General features: G+C 50.0%; 13 protein-coding genes. 8 read left to right on the top strand and 5 right to left on the bottom strand.

The window, feature by feature from the left end:
- Positions 1 to 215: 215 nt before the first annotated feature.
- Entirely contained in the window at positions 216 to 1169 is a 954-nt protein-coding gene (locus tag ACZ5N7_RS12345; protein ID WP_464654528.1) for a hypothetical protein, read from the top strand.
- A gap of 84 nt (positions 1170 to 1253) precedes the next feature.
- Here the strand turns inward: ACZ5N7_RS12345 and ACZ5N7_RS12340 are convergent, their stop codons facing one another.
- Positions 1254 to 2198 (bottom strand): substrate-binding domain-containing protein, encoded by a 945-nt coding sequence (locus ACZ5N7_RS12340; RefSeq protein ID WP_464654527.1) that lies wholly within the window; start codon positions 2196 to 2198, stop codon positions 1254 to 1256.
- Positions 2199 to 2374: 176 nt separating this feature from the next.
- Between ACZ5N7_RS12340 and modA the strand changes: the two genes are divergently transcribed.
- The 3 genes from modA to ACZ5N7_RS12325 all read left to right on the top strand — a co-directional run bounded on the left by modA (position 2375) and on the right by ACZ5N7_RS12325 (position 5359).
- A complete protein-coding gene (gene modA / locus ACZ5N7_RS12335) occupies positions 2375 to 3196 on the top strand; it encodes a molybdate ABC transporter substrate-binding protein (protein ID WP_464654525.1) in 822 nt (273 codons plus the stop codon).
- A gap of 2 nt (positions 3197 to 3198) precedes the next feature.
- Positions 3199 to 3867 carry a molybdate ABC transporter permease subunit gene (modB, locus tag ACZ5N7_RS12330; RefSeq protein ID WP_464654523.1) on the top strand — a complete coding sequence of 223 codons (669 nt, stop codon included), beginning with the start codon at positions 3199 to 3201 and terminating at the stop codon, positions 3865 to 3867.
- A gap of 143 nt (positions 3868 to 4010) precedes the next feature.
- Positions 4011 to 5359 (top strand): IS3 family transposase gene (locus ACZ5N7_RS12325; RefSeq protein ID WP_464654521.1). Its coding sequence is split into 2 segments (ribosomal slippage): positions 4011 to 4455 and positions 4455 to 5359, totalling 1350 coding nucleotides; the frame shifts between segments, so codons are not numbered across the junction.
- A gap of 251 nt (positions 5360 to 5610) precedes the next feature.
- Here ACZ5N7_RS12325 and ACZ5N7_RS12320 read toward each other — a convergent pair.
- From ACZ5N7_RS12320 to ACZ5N7_RS12305, 4 genes are read right to left on the bottom strand one after another with little or no spacing between them, the layout of a single operon-like run.
- Positions 5611 to 7290 carry a hypothetical protein gene (locus ACZ5N7_RS12320; protein ID WP_464654519.1) on the bottom strand — a complete coding sequence of 560 codons (1680 nt, stop codon included), beginning with the start codon at positions 7288 to 7290 and terminating at the stop codon, positions 5611 to 5613.
- Between the two features lie 17 nt (positions 7291 to 7307).
- Entirely contained in the window at positions 7308 to 7745 is a 438-nt protein-coding gene (locus ACZ5N7_RS12315; protein WP_464654517.1) for a divergent PAP2 family protein, read from the bottom strand.
- 36 nt (positions 7746 to 7781) lie between these two features.
- Entirely contained in the window at positions 7782 to 8132 is a 351-nt protein-coding gene (locus tag ACZ5N7_RS12310; RefSeq protein ID WP_464654515.1) for an SMR family transporter, read from the bottom strand.
- A 31-nt stretch (positions 8133 to 8163) separates the two neighbouring features.
- The gene (locus ACZ5N7_RS12305; RefSeq protein ID WP_464654513.1) at positions 8164 to 9093 is read right to left on the bottom strand and encodes a decaprenyl-phosphate phosphoribosyltransferase; all 930 of its coding nucleotides are present in this window, start codon (positions 9091 to 9093) and stop codon (positions 8164 to 8166) included.
- A 443-nt stretch (positions 9094 to 9536) separates the two neighbouring features.
- Here ACZ5N7_RS12305 and ACZ5N7_RS12300 point away from each other — a divergent pair, with 443 nt between their 5' ends.
- Genes ACZ5N7_RS12300 through ACZ5N7_RS12285 form a run of 4 tightly spaced genes read left to right on the top strand, consistent with a single transcriptional unit; the run spans position 9537 to position 15259 of the window.
- Entirely contained in the window at positions 9537 to 10721 is a 1185-nt protein-coding gene (locus tag ACZ5N7_RS12300; protein ID WP_464654511.1) for a HEAT repeat domain-containing protein, read from the top strand.
- A 13-nt stretch (positions 10722 to 10734) separates the two neighbouring features.
- Positions 10735 to 12192, top strand: a complete 1458-nt coding sequence (locus tag ACZ5N7_RS12295) for a glycosyltransferase family 2 protein (RefSeq protein WP_464654509.1) — start codon at positions 10735 to 10737, stop codon at positions 12190 to 12192.
- Positions 12193 to 12206: 14 nt separating this feature from the next.
- On the top strand, positions 12207 to 13007 hold the full coding sequence (locus ACZ5N7_RS12290; RefSeq protein ID WP_464654507.1) for a response regulator transcription factor: 801 nt from the start codon (positions 12207 to 12209) through the stop codon (positions 13005 to 13007).
- Positions 13008 to 13036: 29 nt separating this feature from the next.
- A complete protein-coding gene (locus tag ACZ5N7_RS12285; protein ID WP_464654505.1) occupies positions 13037 to 15259 on the top strand; it encodes a hypothetical protein in 2223 nt (740 codons plus the stop codon).
- Positions 15260 to 15276: the final 17 nt, after the last annotated feature.

The following is a 15276-nucleotide window of genomic DNA, read 5'->3' as shown; positions in this document are numbered from 1 at the left end:
TTGGTAGTACATGACTATGGCAGAATATACCAACGGGCGAATATAATATGAGTTGTCCATAATAATGAGTAACTCCTGCAAAGGCAAGAAAAAACGGAAAGGACGCGCGCGTAGAGGAGAGCACACCGGCTAAGAAAGTGCCTGCTTAAAACGATGATCGAACCGCCCGCTCGACTGGCAATGCAGAAGCGAAGAGAAGGAGTATGAAGTAAACTTTGAGTAAGATGAAGCACCTATTGGCAGCGGCGTTGGTAGTGTCAAGTGTTTTTGCAAGCGCAGGTATGGGCGCCCCTTCGAAAGCGGTCGTTTACGCGCAAGGAGCAGGAGGAACTACGGCTATGACGGCTTTGCCGGCGAACGCTCCCCGATGGAAGGCCAACTGGCTCTGGGATACGGGCCTCATCGTGAGGGAGAAAGTCAATGTTGTTACTTTTATGAAAACGAATGGAGTCAATCTGCTTTATTTGCAAATCGATCCCTCGATAGACGCGGCTTCTTATAAAGCGTTCATTCAGGAATTGGGCTTGTCCGGTACAAAAGTGTATGCGCTGAGCGGTGATCCGCATTGGGTACTCTCGGAGCAGCGGTCAAACATTACGAAAACAGTGGATTGGGTCCGGGCTTATAACGCGGGAGCGGCTGAGGGAGAGAAGTTCGCAGGTGTGCAAATGGATATCGAACCGTATTTGCTCCCCGAATGGAATACGGACCGCAATGGAATGATTCAAAACTGGATGGATGCCATCACGCTTTTTGTCGACGAAACAAGAAAAGCATCCGGCCTTACGGCTTCGGCGGCGCTTCCGTTCTGGTTGGACACTCTTTACGTACCGGGCGCCGCAAACAACCAGAAGCTTCACGAATGGATGATCGGACAGCTGGACCAAGCTGCCTTAATGTCGTATCGCAATTTTGCAGCCGGTGAAGGCGGGATCCTGGACCTGGTGAAGGAGGAAATTGCCTCGTCTGACCAACTGGGCAAGCAGATTGTGGTCGGAGTCGAGACGCTGCGCAACACGGAGGCTTCCTATTTGAGCTTTTATGAGCCGGGTGCCGCCAAGATGCAGCAGGAGCTGTCGGTTGTAGACAGCACTTTGAACGGCCACCTCGGCTATGCCGGTTACGCCGTGCACGATTACGCAGGCTGGCGCGCGCTTCTTTCGCGCTAGAACAATCCCCCGCTGCAATAAAGGGACTGTTGACAACTCACGATGCTGTCAACAGTCCCTTTTGTTTAGGGGTGTTCTTCCCGTCTAGTAGGCCGCGTGCATAATTTTACCTGTTTGCGACAGATCATAGCCTCCGATAGAATGCAGTTCGCGCTTCAGAGAATCAGACAGCAGGATCTGTTTTACGAGATCGACCCATTCCCTGTTCTCGGGCAATTCAAGCATCACAAGGTCGTAACGTTCTTGAATAAGCGGGATAAAATCAACCCCCACCATATACGCCGCTTTTTCGATGCCTACCCCGACGTCTGCTTCTCCGCTGGCCACTTTCCCCGCAACTGCCAAATGGCTGGATTCCTGTGTTTCATACCCTTCCAATTCCATGGAAGAGATTCGATGAATGCGCAGCTGTTCGTCAAGCAGTACGCGTGCACCTGCTCCTTTTTCCCGATTCACCATTTTTAAGCCTGATTTTCCAAAGTCACTCCATGAATGAATCTGCTTGGGGTTTCCTTTCCGAACGTAAATTCCCGCTGAGCGGCAAACCAGATTTACGATAGTGTAGGGAAAGCCTGTGAGTATTCTCCGGATATAAGGTACATTATATTCCCCGGTGTCGCCATCCAATAAGTGAGTGCTGACGATATCCGCCTCGCCCTGATACATTGCAATTAAACTATCCATGCTTCCCGTGTAGGAGCGAAGCGGCCGGTAGGCTTTTGAACGTTTTTCAATATGCTTGGCCAAAATATCCAGGCTGGCGTCTTGCCCGGTTATCACAATAGTGCTTGTCCTTGCGTTATTGCTGTCGTGCGATAAGGCTGTAGACGGGTAAAGTTGGAGGGAGGCTCGGCTTTCGCCTTTGGCTTTGGCTTTATATGCTTCCAAATCCGCTGCATCGACCCTCATTTGTCTTCCGACGCGATAGGATGGCAGTTCCCCTTTTTTAATGAGATCATAGACTGTCAGCTTGGATATTTTCAGTATTCTTGCAATTTCCTCTGTTGTGTAGGATACGTCGTTAGACAATCTGCCCACCGCCTTCAACTCTATTATATCCGAAATGGATATATCTTGTTAATAAAAGATCATCATAAACTCTCAGGTATTGTGTGATAATTAGTTATAATTAAATATAACAGGTTATATTTAATAATTAATCCCTGTATGGTAGAATAACTACTGTTAAGGAAGGGGAGGAAAAAATGTTCAGGAAATGGGCAGGGCTGGTTGGTTTTTTGTTTCTAATATTTTCCATAGGATGTTCAGCAGGGGGGCAGGCGGAGAAACCGGGTAAAAACGCGAGTCCGACGCAAACCCGGCAGGAAAACGTGGAATTAACGGTTTCTGCGGCAGCCAGCTTAACCGATAGTTTGAAGGAAATTCAAGGCCTGTATGAGAAAGAACACAGCAATGTCAAATTGACATTTAATTTCGGGTCGTCCGGTACGCTGCAGCAGCAAATCGAACAGGGAGCTCCGGCAGATTTATTTATATCGGCAGGCAAGAAGCAGTTGACGGCGCTGGTCGATAAACAACTGATCGATAACAGCGGGCAAACGAACCTGCTTACCAATGAGCTTGTAGTTGTAATTCCGGCAGATTCGAAAACGCCGTTGAGCGGGATTGAGGATGTAACCAAGCCGGAGATCAACAAGCTGGCGATCGGTCAGCCCGACACGGTTCCCGCAGGAAGCTACTCAAGGGATGCTTTATCCTACTACAAGATATGGGATCAACTGCAGCCCAAGCTGGTTTTGGCCAAGGATGTCCGCCAAGTGTTAACCTATGTTGAGACAGGGAACGTCGAGGCCGGTTTTGTGTATAAAACGGATGCGCTGACTTCTTCCAAAGTAAAGGCCGCTTTTACCGTGGACCCTAAGAGTTACAAGCCGATCGAGTACCCGATGGGAATTATCAAGTCTACGAAGCATGCGAAAGAGACACAGGAGTTTTATCAATATTTGCTAAGTAAACCGGCTCAGGATATTTTCGTAAAGTACGGATTTACGCTGGCCCATAAATAACGATGCTCATATTGGAGTCAAAGGACTTTATTTGGCCGATATTGTTGTCTCTGAAGATAGCTCTTCTTTCCAGTTTCATTGTGTTTTTTGTGGGGATTTTGTCGGCATGGTTTATGGCTAATAGAAGGTTTTCGGGGAAAACGTTGCTGGAAACTCTATTCCTGCTTCCTTTGGTGCTGCCGCCAACGGTGGTAGGGTTTATTTTGCTGCTGATCATTGGCCGGAAAAGCTGGATTGGCAGCGGAGTCGAGCGGCTTTTTCACCAGTCCCTCGTATTTACGTGGTGGGCTGCCGTGATGGCGGCCGTTGTGGTAGCTTTTCCGCTGGTTTATCAGACCGTAAAGACCGGTTTCGCCGGGGTTGACAAAGATTTGCAGGATGCTGCGCGGTCCATGGGGGCCAATGAGCGGCAGGTGCTTCGGTTTGTGACGATTCCACTCGCACTGCGTTCCCTTGTGTCGGCGTATATATTGGGATTCGCAAGAAGCTTGGGGGAATTCGGGGCGACCTTGATGGTGGCAGGAAATATTCCCGGAAAAACGCAGACGGTTCCTACAGCCATTTACATAGCGGTGGAGTCGGGCAACATGGCCTTGGCCGGGTACTCGGCAATGTCTATTATTGTTATCTCTTTTGCCATGCTGCTGCTGGCAAACAGGAAGGCGGGCTAAGTGCCCGTGCGGCGCTTGTTTAGCATGGCCCGCGCAGCTGTGGGCTGCGCGTTGGGCCATGCTGTTGCTTTAAAAACCCCGCGTGCCTTTGAACTGCACCCCAATTGTTAGACACCACTAACAGTTGGAGGTGCAGTTTTTTTATGGGTAAATTTAGTGCGGAAGAGAAGCTCCAAGCAGTACAAGCTTATTTGACAGGGAAAGAATCGTATAGGGAAATTGGAGCACGTATAGGCGTGGATCACAAATCTGTTGCAAAATGGGTGTCCCTTTATCAAGCGCATGGCATGGAAGGCTTGGTCACAAGGTATACAACCTATTCAAAAGAGTTTAAAATGGACGTACTGAATTTTATGAACGAATCAGGGACGTCTCTTTTAGAAACCGCCGCGACTTATAACATTCCAGCGCCTGCGACCATTCTACAGTGGAAAAGAGTTCTGGAAGAACGAGGTGAAGACGCCCTAGAACCAAAGAAAAAGGGGCGTCCATCCATGAAAAAAGAAACAAAGAAATCGACTCAAGTTGAAGGTTCGGTCGAAGCACTACAAGCAGAATTAGAGCGTCTTCGAATGGAGAACGCCTACCTAAAAAAGTTGAATGCCTTAGTTCAAAACAAGGAAAAATCACGAAGCAAGACAAAGCGCAAGTAATATTTGAACTAAGGCTAGAATTCCCCATTACTTCACTCATTCAACTGGCTCAGATTCCACGTAGCACGTATTATTACTGGGTAAGTACACTTGGTCGACGAGATAAAGATGCAGACTTAAAAGCCCGCATTACAGCCATCTATCATGAACACAAGGGTCGTTATGGTTATCGTCGTATTACAGATGAACTGCACAATGAAGGGCACCTAGTAAACCATAAAAAGGTGCAGCGCATTATGCGTGAACTTGGGTTGAAATGTACAGTTCGAATGAAAAAATATCGTTCATATAAAGGGAACGTCGGTAAAATCGCACCTAATATACTAAATCGAGATTTTCATGCAACAAAACCAAATCGGAAATGGGTAACGGACATTACTGAATTCCATCTATTTGGCGAGAAGCTATATCTCTCACCTATGTTGGATTTATTCAACGGGGAAATTATTACGTATACCATTGATTCTCGCCCAGTCTATTCTCTTGTGTCCAGGATGCTGGACCAAGCGTTTGAACGTTTGAATGAAGCCGATACACTTCTGATTCATTCCGATCAGGGCTGGCATTACCAAATGCGTAAGTATCAACAGGCGTTAAAGGAACGAGGGATTACTCAAAGTATGTCACGCAAAGGAAATTGTTACGATAATGCCGTTGTCGAAAATTTCTTTGGCATCTTAAAATCCGAATTCTTATATACACAGGAATTCGAGAGTATTGAAGAGTTCAAAGTGGAACTAGAAAAATACATCAACTACTATAATCACAAACGAATTAAGACAAAACTAAAAGGCATGAGCCCAGTGCAGTACCGAACTCATGCCTTGAAGGCAGCATAACTAAATAGTGTCTAACTTTTTGGGGTCACTTCACTTTGGCAGCGGGGTTTTTGGCGGTCGAGAAACCCTGGGCGGAGGCAGGTATAACGGATGTAGAGTTCACGTTCCGCCTTTCAAACTGTGTTCATTCCGCTAAATATAATAAGAGAACACAGTTTGAACAGCGGACGGAATCCGTTATAGCCTGTTGGAGCCCCTGATTGTTTCTCGCCTCAAGCACAAATCCCGCGTACAACCGTACGCGGGATTTTTTATTTCTTCGATGCCATAGGAGTACCGGCAGAGCACACCTGCGTGCCTGAGCGGACGAGCGTCTTCGCATCGGCGCAGGTCAGGCCTTCCTTCACTTCCTTATACGCGATGCCCATTTCTTCAAAACGTACGCGGTTGGACCAGGTGTAAGAGAAGTCGGTGGCCACCGGTTGTTTCGCATTTTGCAGGGTGGCCAGCTGCTGCTTGAGCTCCTGGCTCCAGGCGTGCTGGCTGTTGACATACGATCGGGCCACAAGCCCGACATTGACGGCAAGTATCGCGACAAGCGCCCAGGAGACGCCTTTTACCCATTTCATTTTATCGACGCCTAACCCGACAAATGCGCACAGGAGCGGAACCGCCCAGAGCTGCGGGACATACCGCGCCCACCAGGCCGCCGGATTAATGAGTACCGACACAAGCAGTACGGCGAGCACTCCGGCCAGAATGAGCGCCCTGGTGAGATTGATCCTCATAAGGAGCAGGAGGACCAGCACCGTCACCAGCAGGGCCCCGCCAAACAGGGGACCGAATCCGGCGATCGCCACATCGGGCTCCGAGAAAGGACGAAGCTCTTTGCTTGACACCGTGAACGGGATCTTGGGCTCCGGACCTGCATTGGTCGTCGAATTGTAATCGGTCGGAGAAAGGTTGGAGATCACCATGCTCTGGACACGATTCATGGCGAAAAAGCTTTTGGGCGTGAAGGATTCCACGACGTCTCTGGAGCCTTGTCCCGCTAAAGGGTAAAAAGGATGGCCGTGGCGGATTACATTCGTGGTGTAGGGATTGAACCCCAGAATAAACACACCAGCTATTGCGCTGGCCAGACCAAGCACCATTATGCGCTTCATCAGCTTGAACTTTTCTGCCATGTACAGCGAAATGAGAAGTCCGATGCACAGCACGCCGGCATAACCGACAGCCGTAAATTTATTGTTCACGGTCAGGATCAGGGCCGCGCAGAATACGGTGATCGTCCACTTGTCCGACAATTTGAACACTAAATAACCCAAGGCCAGCATGTACAAAAGCAGCGATGCCAGCTGACCGTCCACATAAAAGCCGAAGCTTTGGTAGATGGAGACGGGGTTTAAAGCGAGCAGAAGAGCAACCGCAAACGCGCGTGCCTTTTTCGCTTCGTTCATATAAAGCAGCGCGGCGAGCGATATGAAGAAGGATCCGCCGATAAGAAGCAGGTTGAACATTTTGCTCAGCTCGATATGGCCTGTAAGCGTATAGAGCGACGCCGCGCAAATTTCCGCCATTTTAGCGTAATGGTTGATCCAGATGTCCTGCCCGGTTCCAAGCTTCAGAGGGGCGTCGTACACTGGATTCCAACCGTTTTTGAGATGGATGATCGCTTCCTGGTGGTAGGTTTGCCCGTCATAGGACAAGTCGTAGAACTGGCCGCTGATCCACAGGAAAAGGAAGAACATAGCGGCGAAGCCGATCCATACCGCGGCAAGCGCCTTAATCTTGTGATCCGGGAAATAGGTCCGTCCGGCGAACCACGTAAACAGCATAGTCACAAGCAGAGCAATCGGCAGATGAAAAGGCGTGATATGAACTCCCGCAAGGAACAGCAGCGATGAGACGACAAAGATGGAAGCTATAAATATCAGTGCCGTCATTCCTAGCAAAAGGCTGGTTTGTCTCAGATTGATTCGGTTATTCACTTCACTCTCTCCTTCATTTAAAATAACGTGATGAACAGTGATCCTACCCAGGCGATGAGCGTACCTACTGCCAGACCGCCCAGCACCTCCGCTCTCGTATGTCCTTGTTTTTCGCGGAGTATAACGGCTTCGCCGGATTCCATCCTGCGGTTCAGGCTGTTGATGTGCTTGGCTGATTCCCCAACCGCACGCCGGACTCCCGTAGCGTCGATGATCACTATGAAAGTGAATGCCGCGCCAAGCCCGAATAACGCAGTGTCAAAACCCTGGGTAAATCCGATGAGCATCGTGATGGAAGAAATAACCGAGGTGTGTGTGCTTGGAAACCCACCGTTGCCGATATGGTTTTTCGCTTCACTGCCGTAGCGGATGGAGTTGAACATAAATTTAAGGGCGCCGGAGAGGAACCAGGCCAAAAAGGGAATGATAGCATAAATAAAGCTGTGTAATTGCATGATTCTCCTCCATTACTGAAATACGGTGACGCGAATTTACGATTTTGAAATAAACAATACTCCCGCCATAATTAAGCCGACCCCGACCATTTTTGGCGCCGTTACCGCTTCTTGAAACAGGAACCAGCCCGCGGCCATGACCAGGATATAACTGAGGCTGACCATCGGATAAGCAGTGCTGAGCGCCATTCTTTTGAGAGTCATCAACCAGAAAAGAGAGCTCAGCCCGTAGGAGAACAATCCTGCGAGCACAGGCCAGGAGCTGAAGGTCCGGAGCAGCGGCCCTGCATTAGCGAGGATCGGCTTCGGAGCTTCCATGCCCCATTTCATCAGGATCTGGCCTAACGTTCCCAGTAGGATGGATGCCGCCAGCAAAAGGAACTTCATTACTTCTCCTCCTTCCCCGCAGTTGTAGTGGTTAACCGAAGTAGAATAAAATCAGGACGACACACAAAGCGTAGAGCATGACGGTCGCAAGAATATGCTTGTCTTCAAGCAGCACCTTTTCGGGCTTGCCGCCGCGGTCCTCCATATGGATCAGGTACAAATACCGGAACACCCCGTAGATGACAAATACGAGAGTCCACATCAATTGAATGGAATGCCCCGAAGTAAAGGTGAACAGCGCGTAAGAAATGATCGTGGCAGTGGTGACGATGCTGTTCAGTTGGTTCAGCATTTCCATAGAGTAAAAATCAAGCACCTTGCGGTGAGAGCCTTTGTTGTTTTGGAGCAGATACAGCTCGTGCCTTCTTTTGCTTACCGCCAGGAACAAAGCCAGCAGCATCGTACAAATCAGGAACCAGGGCGTAAACGGAACGTTTATGACAAGGCCGCCGCCTACCGCACGAAGGACAAACCCGGCCGCTACGATTAAAATGTCAAAAATGACGACATGCTTCAATTTGATCGAGTAAGCTACATTCATAGAGAAGTAAACGGCCAGTACCAGCGCGAACAACGGGTTAAACGCAAACGCCGTGGCCAGACACCCGGTGAGGATGACGCCCCCGGCCGCCAAAGCGAGATGAGGGTTGAGTGCGCCTGATGCGAGCGGGCGGTGTTTCTTCTCCGGATGCTCGCGGTCGGCCTCCCTGTCCATATAATCGTTAAGGACATACACACAGCTGGACACCAGACAGAACAGCAAGAAGCCGATCACGGATTTCCATAGCATATCCATATTGGATACCTTGATCGAGAAAATGAGCGCGGCGAAAACGAGCAGGTTTTTGGTCCACTGCTTCGGCCGCATCAGCGCAAAGAAAGATACAAGTGCATAGGCTGCGCCGGCTGCCCCGCTGAGTTCTCTCTCTTTTACGGGGATTTCGGTGTTGCGTAAATTCATTGGTTTACCATCCTTTCAAATAGTATGCAGCTCTCCAGTTATTCATTATATAGAACGAATCGTTCGCTATAAAGTCACAACATTATGAGGATTTGGCGGGATTTGGGAGAAAAACGTTGGAAATTGTTCTGTAAATGGAACAAATCCCAAATTTTTAGAGTTTTCAAAACTCCTTTCATTGACCTATACTTAAATCGGGATTGTGTTGATAGAACAATCTGAAAGGTTCGCAAGGGCCGAGTAATCGGTTGGGTGCCGGAATGGGCCCGGGAGCACAGACGGTTGGCTGCAGTGTACATAAGGCCTTGTTTGTTCGATATATTGAACACATGGATGTGCCATATGGACAAGCAAGAGCTAGTCAGAGAGACAGAGAGAACAACCGACGGATTGGGAGATTTGCTGTAACGGAGTGAAATTCATATGTGGAGGAGGAATCATTGGTGGCCGACCATGTAAAAGAAACGGCGGATATCCTGTATGTGCTGGCGGTGATGATTGTGGCCGCAATTGCCTTACTGGCTGCGCTGCGCATGAGAAAAGCCCGGAACGAGCGGCGGACGGAGGAAGTGCTGACCAGGCATAAAGATTATTTTGCTTATCTCGCTGCCCATCTGGACGATAACGACGATCTTGGGGTGCCGTACGGAACCCTCTCTTCCTTGGAGAAAAAAGTCATACAGGAGAAGCTGTTTCAGTGGATTGAGGATATAAGGGGCACAGGCCGGGCGAAGCTGGCCGATGTGTGCAGACAGCTTGGATTTGCCCAAAAGGACATCGAGCGGCTTACCCACCCTTACCGTGGAGCGAGAATTGCCGCGGCTTACCGTCTGGGTGTGATGAGGACGGAGGAAACCGTGCCGGAGCTGTTAAAGCTACTGGATAAGGAGAAATTCGGTTCGTCCCTGTTTGTGATTGCCAGATCGGTGGCCAAAAGCGCCGCTGTCATTCCCCATCTTAAAGAAATGGTCAACATTCTGGCCAAGCACCGTAAAAACAACTATGAGCTGATTGTCGATATTCTCGGAGAATCCTGGATGGATCTTTCTCCGCTGTATATAGATTTACTGAACGAGCAGGATCCTTACCTGCAGAAAATCGCCCTGACCGGCATGAAAGGACGCACCGAACCCGAGGTGTTGGACCGCTTGATCCGGTTATCGGATTCAGAGGACAAGGACCTGAGGCTGAAGGCGGTGCAGGCATGTATCCGTCAGGACAGCTCCGCGGCTGTGCCGCATATTCCAATATGGCTGAGGCATGAAGATTGGGAGATACGCGCTGAAGCTGTGGAAGCGGCGGGCGCGTCGGGAAATCCCTTTTTTACAGAGCTTCTGAAGTCGTGTTTGGAGGACCCTAACGGGATCGTTCGCTTTAATGCGGCCCAAAGTCTGCTGCAGCTGGAGGAAGCGGGCTTTAAGGCACTGTGCGAAGTGGCTGCCGCGGAGAATCCTTTGCCGTCATCGGATATGGCGCTTGAAATGATCCATGAACAAATGAAGCGGGATCAGCTGATGAGCGACAATCTTGACAATGCTCTCCAATATAATATGCAGCTGCATATTTATAAACAGTTTTTCCGGGAGGAAACTCCGCTTTTAACTGAAGTCGATAGGCTAAGCTCTTAGAAAGGAGGACAAGATGAAGGATTTTCTGTTATATTACGCGCTTTTTGCGATGTGCTCGGTGTTTGCCGTGTATATCATCTACACTGTAATATTGCTGCTGTCCCACAGGCAGGTCTGGTCGATGCTGAACAGCTTCCTGTTCTCGAAGTTCCGGGAAATGTCGGGCTCTGAGCATGTGCCGCCGGTTTCGATTCTGGTGCCTTCTTATAATGAGGAGCTGACGATTCTGGAAAGCGTGCGTTCTCTGCTGACGCTGCAGTATCCGAATTATGAGGTCATTGTCGTAAACGACGGCTCGAAGGACGGCACTTTGCAAAAGCTGATCGACGAATATGATTTATCTTCAATTTCGCATTATTCCGTTAAGGATACGTTGAAGGCGAAACCGGTCAAAGCGGTGTATGTCAATCCGGCATATCCCAAGCTGATCGTCGTCGACAAGGACAACGGCGGTAAAGAGGACGCATTGAATGTCGGTATAAACCTGTCCCGCCATCCTCTGGTATGTACGATTGACGCTGATTCGCTGCTGGAGAAGGACGCGCTGCTGAGGCTGGCCCGCTCGTATATGGAAAGCCCGGACGAGACGATTGCGATCGGCGGCAATGTGCGCGTCGCCAACGGCTGTTTGGTTGAAGGCGGGATCGTGAAGCAAGTGAATTTGCCGAAAAAGATTCTTCCCTTGTTCCAAAGCATTGAATATTTGAGATCGTTTCTCGGCGGCCGGATCGGCTGGAGCGCGGTGAACGGCTTGGTCATCGTATCCGGGGCGTTCGGATTGTTCCGTAAAGATTATTTGCTGAAGGTCGGCGGGTATGGAGGCGGATTTCCGGGAGAGGACATGAATGTCATTCTCAAGCTTCATCAATATATGCTTGAGCGCAATGAGCCTTACCGCATTCTGTTCTGCCCGGATGCGATCTGCTGGACACAGGCGCCGGATTCGCTGGAGATTCTTGCCAGCCAGCGCAGACGTTGGAGCCGGGGGAACCTGAAGAACATCTTGTTGTTCCGCCATATGCTTTTTATTCCCAAGTACAAGGCGCTGGGATTCCTGTCGCTGCCGTACACGATATTTTTCGAAACGCTGGCCCCCTATTTGAAGCTGACCGGGTATATCGCCCTTTTGGGGTATTTTCTGATGGATATGAGCAATCTGGACATTATCCTTATGTTTATCGGCATCAATATGCTTCTTGGCATCCTGTTCAGCAGCGGAGCGCTCATTATTGAAGAGATGGCTTTCAACCGGTTCCCGAAAGGCTCACATCTGGCCAAGCTGATGCTTTATTCGGTCCTGATGTCCTTCGGGTATGACCAATTGAACAACTGGTGGAAATTTCTCGGGCATGTGGACTACATCCGCAATAAAGAAACATGGGGCGTTATGGAACGCAAAAGCTGGAATGAGGACGTTCCCGTTCAAGCGGCGGGCCTTAAGCCGCAGGCCATGACAAATCAAGCAGGATAGGGGAGTAATGGATAATGATTATGCAGATCGATTCGAAGGTAAATAAAACTGGCGCACTTTTTCATACGATTGAGAACATCCGGAACATCGGCAGTGCGGACTCTTATGGTTTGATCCTGTCACAATGCGGCCTCCAGTCGGAGGATCTGCAGGATCTGGAAACCTTGGCCGGATTGGAAGACCCTTCGTTGAAAGCCCATTACCTGTATGACCGGGATTCCGGCATGCTGGGCATTTTGCTGGAAGGAAAGAAGCTGAGCGAAACCCATCGGCTGGCATTGTTCTATAAGGGTCTAATGGACAATAACGCATGGCTCAACAGCTCAATGGTCATCACCAGCGACGACGGATCCGCAGAGTGGAGCCAGGAGAGCTTCGCGGATATGATGGGCAAGCTGTCGCCCTCGGAGGCCAGGGAAATCGTCATCTACCATCAAGCGATGGATGAAGTGAAGCCCGCTACGATCCTGATCATCGACGACGACCCCGATTCGGGAGAAATCCTCAATATGCGCCTGCAGATGAGAGGGTATGAAGTGCACACCGCGGTTGACGGCGAAGAAGGACTCAGGCTTGCGGAGTCGCTGGAACCCGATGTGGTGATTACGGAGCTGTCGCTGCCGGTCTATGACGGCTTTCATATCATTCGCAGCATCCGCAAGAACGAGGAATTAAACAGCAAGGTTATGGTGCTGACGGATCACCGCCTGGAGGAAGACGTAAGTATTTGCCTCGATTTGGGCGCCGCCGATTATGTGAAAAAGCCTTATTCTCCTGTAGAGCTCGAGGCTAGAATAAGAAGATTAATAAATTAAAAGGCCTCCGGCTTAGAAGGTGAGATGGTATGAGATCCAAGGGAAAAAATTCATTGAGTTGGATGACGATCGGGCTGTCCGTTCTTGTAATCAGCGCTCTCACCTGGTATTATTGGCCGCCTAAAAAGGTGGAAAGCATGCAGCTCGATTCCGGCACGCTTATTAAATTCCGTTCTCAAGCGGAAAATGTCGAAGTATATGAAAATCAACAGTGGAAGCCTTTTTTCGTAAAGGGCGTCAATTTGGGCGCAGCTCTTCCCGGACATGATCCGGGGGAGCTGCCTATCGACAAAAAGACATATTTGAAATGGTTCTCCCAGATCCAGGACATGGGGGCCAATACGATTCGTGTGTATACTATCCTGAAGCCTGAATTTTATGAGGCTTTGGTTGAATATAACCGCAAGCATGAAAGCAAGCCTTTGTATTTTATCCAGGGAATATGGTCGCCTGAAGAGGCGTTTAATAAAGAGAAAGACGCGCTGACCCCTGATGTGCGCCAAGATTTCAAGGATGAAATCGGCCATGCTGTACAGGCGGTGTACGGCACGGGGACGGTTCCCGCAAAGTTCGGTAAAGCGAGCGGCAAATATACCGCGAATGCCGGACCTTATCTGGCCGGCTGGATAGTCGGTACCGAGTGGGATCCGCTCTTGGTGAAGAACACAAACGACAGGCATAAAGGGATGCAGCCTTATAAAGGCGAGTATGTCCAGTCCAAGCCTGAGGCAGAGCCATTTGAGATTATGCTGGCCGAGATGCTGGACACATTGGCCGGATTGGAAACGAAACAGGGGTGGCAGCACCCATGGGCTTTTGCCGATTGGGTAACGACGGATCCCCTTTCCCATCCGGGCGAGCCGCTCATCCAGGAGGACCTCGTCAGCGTGGACCCGATGCATCTGACGGCCAAAGAAGGAAGTGCAGGCCTTTACGCCTCCTATCACGTTTACCCGTATTACCCGGACTTCTTCCGGAAGGACGCTTCGCTGCAGACGGTCAAAAATCAAAAGGGAGAAGCGGATTCTTACCTGGCGTATTTACAGCAGTTGAAGCAGCACCATAAAGGAATGCCGATCATGATCACGGAATATGGAGTGCCTTCTTCTCTAGGGATGGCCCATAAAGGGACATTGAACAGAGACCAAGGGGGTCACGACGAGAAAGAGCAGGGTAAGATCGACGCCGACCTGTATAACCACATCGCGGGTCAGCATTATGCCGGCGCTATCCTGTTTACCTGGCAGGATGAGTGGTTCAAGAAGACATGGAATACCATGTTCTTTGAGCAGCCCGCGGAGCGCAGAAAGTACTGGCTCAATGTACTGACGAATGAGAAAATGTTCGGCGTATTGGCTCTCGATCCAAGCAAAGCGGATTTGATCCATATTGACGGCGATTTGAACGACTGGAATTCGTTGACAAAGAAAGACAAGACGAAGCTGGATGTGAATGTGCCGGGCATAAAATCGATGCAGGTTGCGCATGACGAAGCCTATGTCTACCTGGCAGTGGAACTGTCCGATAATTTCGATCCGGCCAAACAGCGGATTCAGCTGGGCGTAGACACGATGAAGGGCGGCAACAAGCATTCCCAGGAGCTTGGCAGCCATAAGCTCGATGAAGGCTTGGAGTCGCTGATCACGTTCGGCAAGGACGAGGAGACTCAGGTTACGGTCGCTTCCAACTATGATCCGCACCTTCGGCTGTACGGACGGAAGTATGGCATGATTCCCGTACAGGATCAGGAATTGAAGGATGATTCCGGCTTGTTCCGCCCTTGGAAGCTGGCTGTCGACCTTGAGCAGAAGCAGCCGGACTCCAAAATGTACGGGCCGTTTGAGGACGTCCAAGTCGGACAGCTTCGCAGAGGAACGGCGGGACCAGGGGATTCCATGACCATGTGGCAGTCCAAAGGGAATGTCATCGAGATGCGGATTCCCTGGATGCTGCTGGGATTCACCGATCCCAGCTCGCTCACGGCCCTGAGCTATAAGACGGGAGAAGACGGACGTCCCGCCAGCGAGCAAGTGGAGGGAATTCGGTTCGTGCCTTGGATCGAAGACGTCGCGACTCATGAAATCAAAGGATTGGGAGAACCGGGTTCCACCTTTGCAGTGTCCAAGCTGCCGGTTTACAAATGGGCGCCTTGGAATGAGGTGCGCTACACGGAGCGTCTGAAGAATAGCTATTATATTCTGAAGCAAAATTGGACGGCTGCAGAGAATTCTTCCGTGAGCCAGTCAAATTGATGCGCTGACCGGTGCAG

Source organism: Paenibacillus sp. JCM 18996 (genome assembly GCF_055392555.1).
Note: the sequence above shows the minus strand (reverse complement) of the source record. Positions and strands in the feature narration are given on the sequence as shown.

Excerpts from the sequence above, each read along its gene's own strand:
- modA (WP_464654525.1), top strand. The coding sequence starts at position 2,375 with ATGTTCAGGAAATGGGCAGGGCTGGTTGGTTTTTTGTTTCTAATATTT.
- modB (WP_464654523.1), top strand. The coding sequence starts at position 3,199 with ATGCTCATATTGGAGTCAAAGGACTTTATTTGGCCGATATTGTTGTCT.
- ACZ5N7_RS12315 (WP_464654517.1), bottom strand. The coding sequence starts at position 7,745 with ATGCAATTACACAGCTTTATTTATGCTATCATTCCCTTTTTGGCCTGG.
- ACZ5N7_RS12310 (WP_464654515.1), bottom strand. The coding sequence starts at position 8,132 with ATGAAGTTCCTTTTGCTGGCGGCATCCATCCTACTGGGAACGTTAGGC.
- ACZ5N7_RS12305 (WP_464654513.1), bottom strand. The coding sequence starts at position 9,093 with ATGAATTTACGCAACACCGAAATCCCCGTAAAAGAGAGAGAACTCAGC.
- ACZ5N7_RS12295 (WP_464654509.1), top strand. The coding sequence starts at position 10,735 with ATGAAGGATTTTCTGTTATATTACGCGCTTTTTGCGATGTGCTCGGTG.
- ACZ5N7_RS12290 (WP_464654507.1), top strand. The coding sequence starts at position 12,207 with ATGATTATGCAGATCGATTCGAAGGTAAATAAAACTGGCGCACTTTTT.
- ACZ5N7_RS12285 (WP_464654505.1), top strand. The coding sequence starts at position 13,037 with ATGAGATCCAAGGGAAAAAATTCATTGAGTTGGATGACGATCGGGCTG.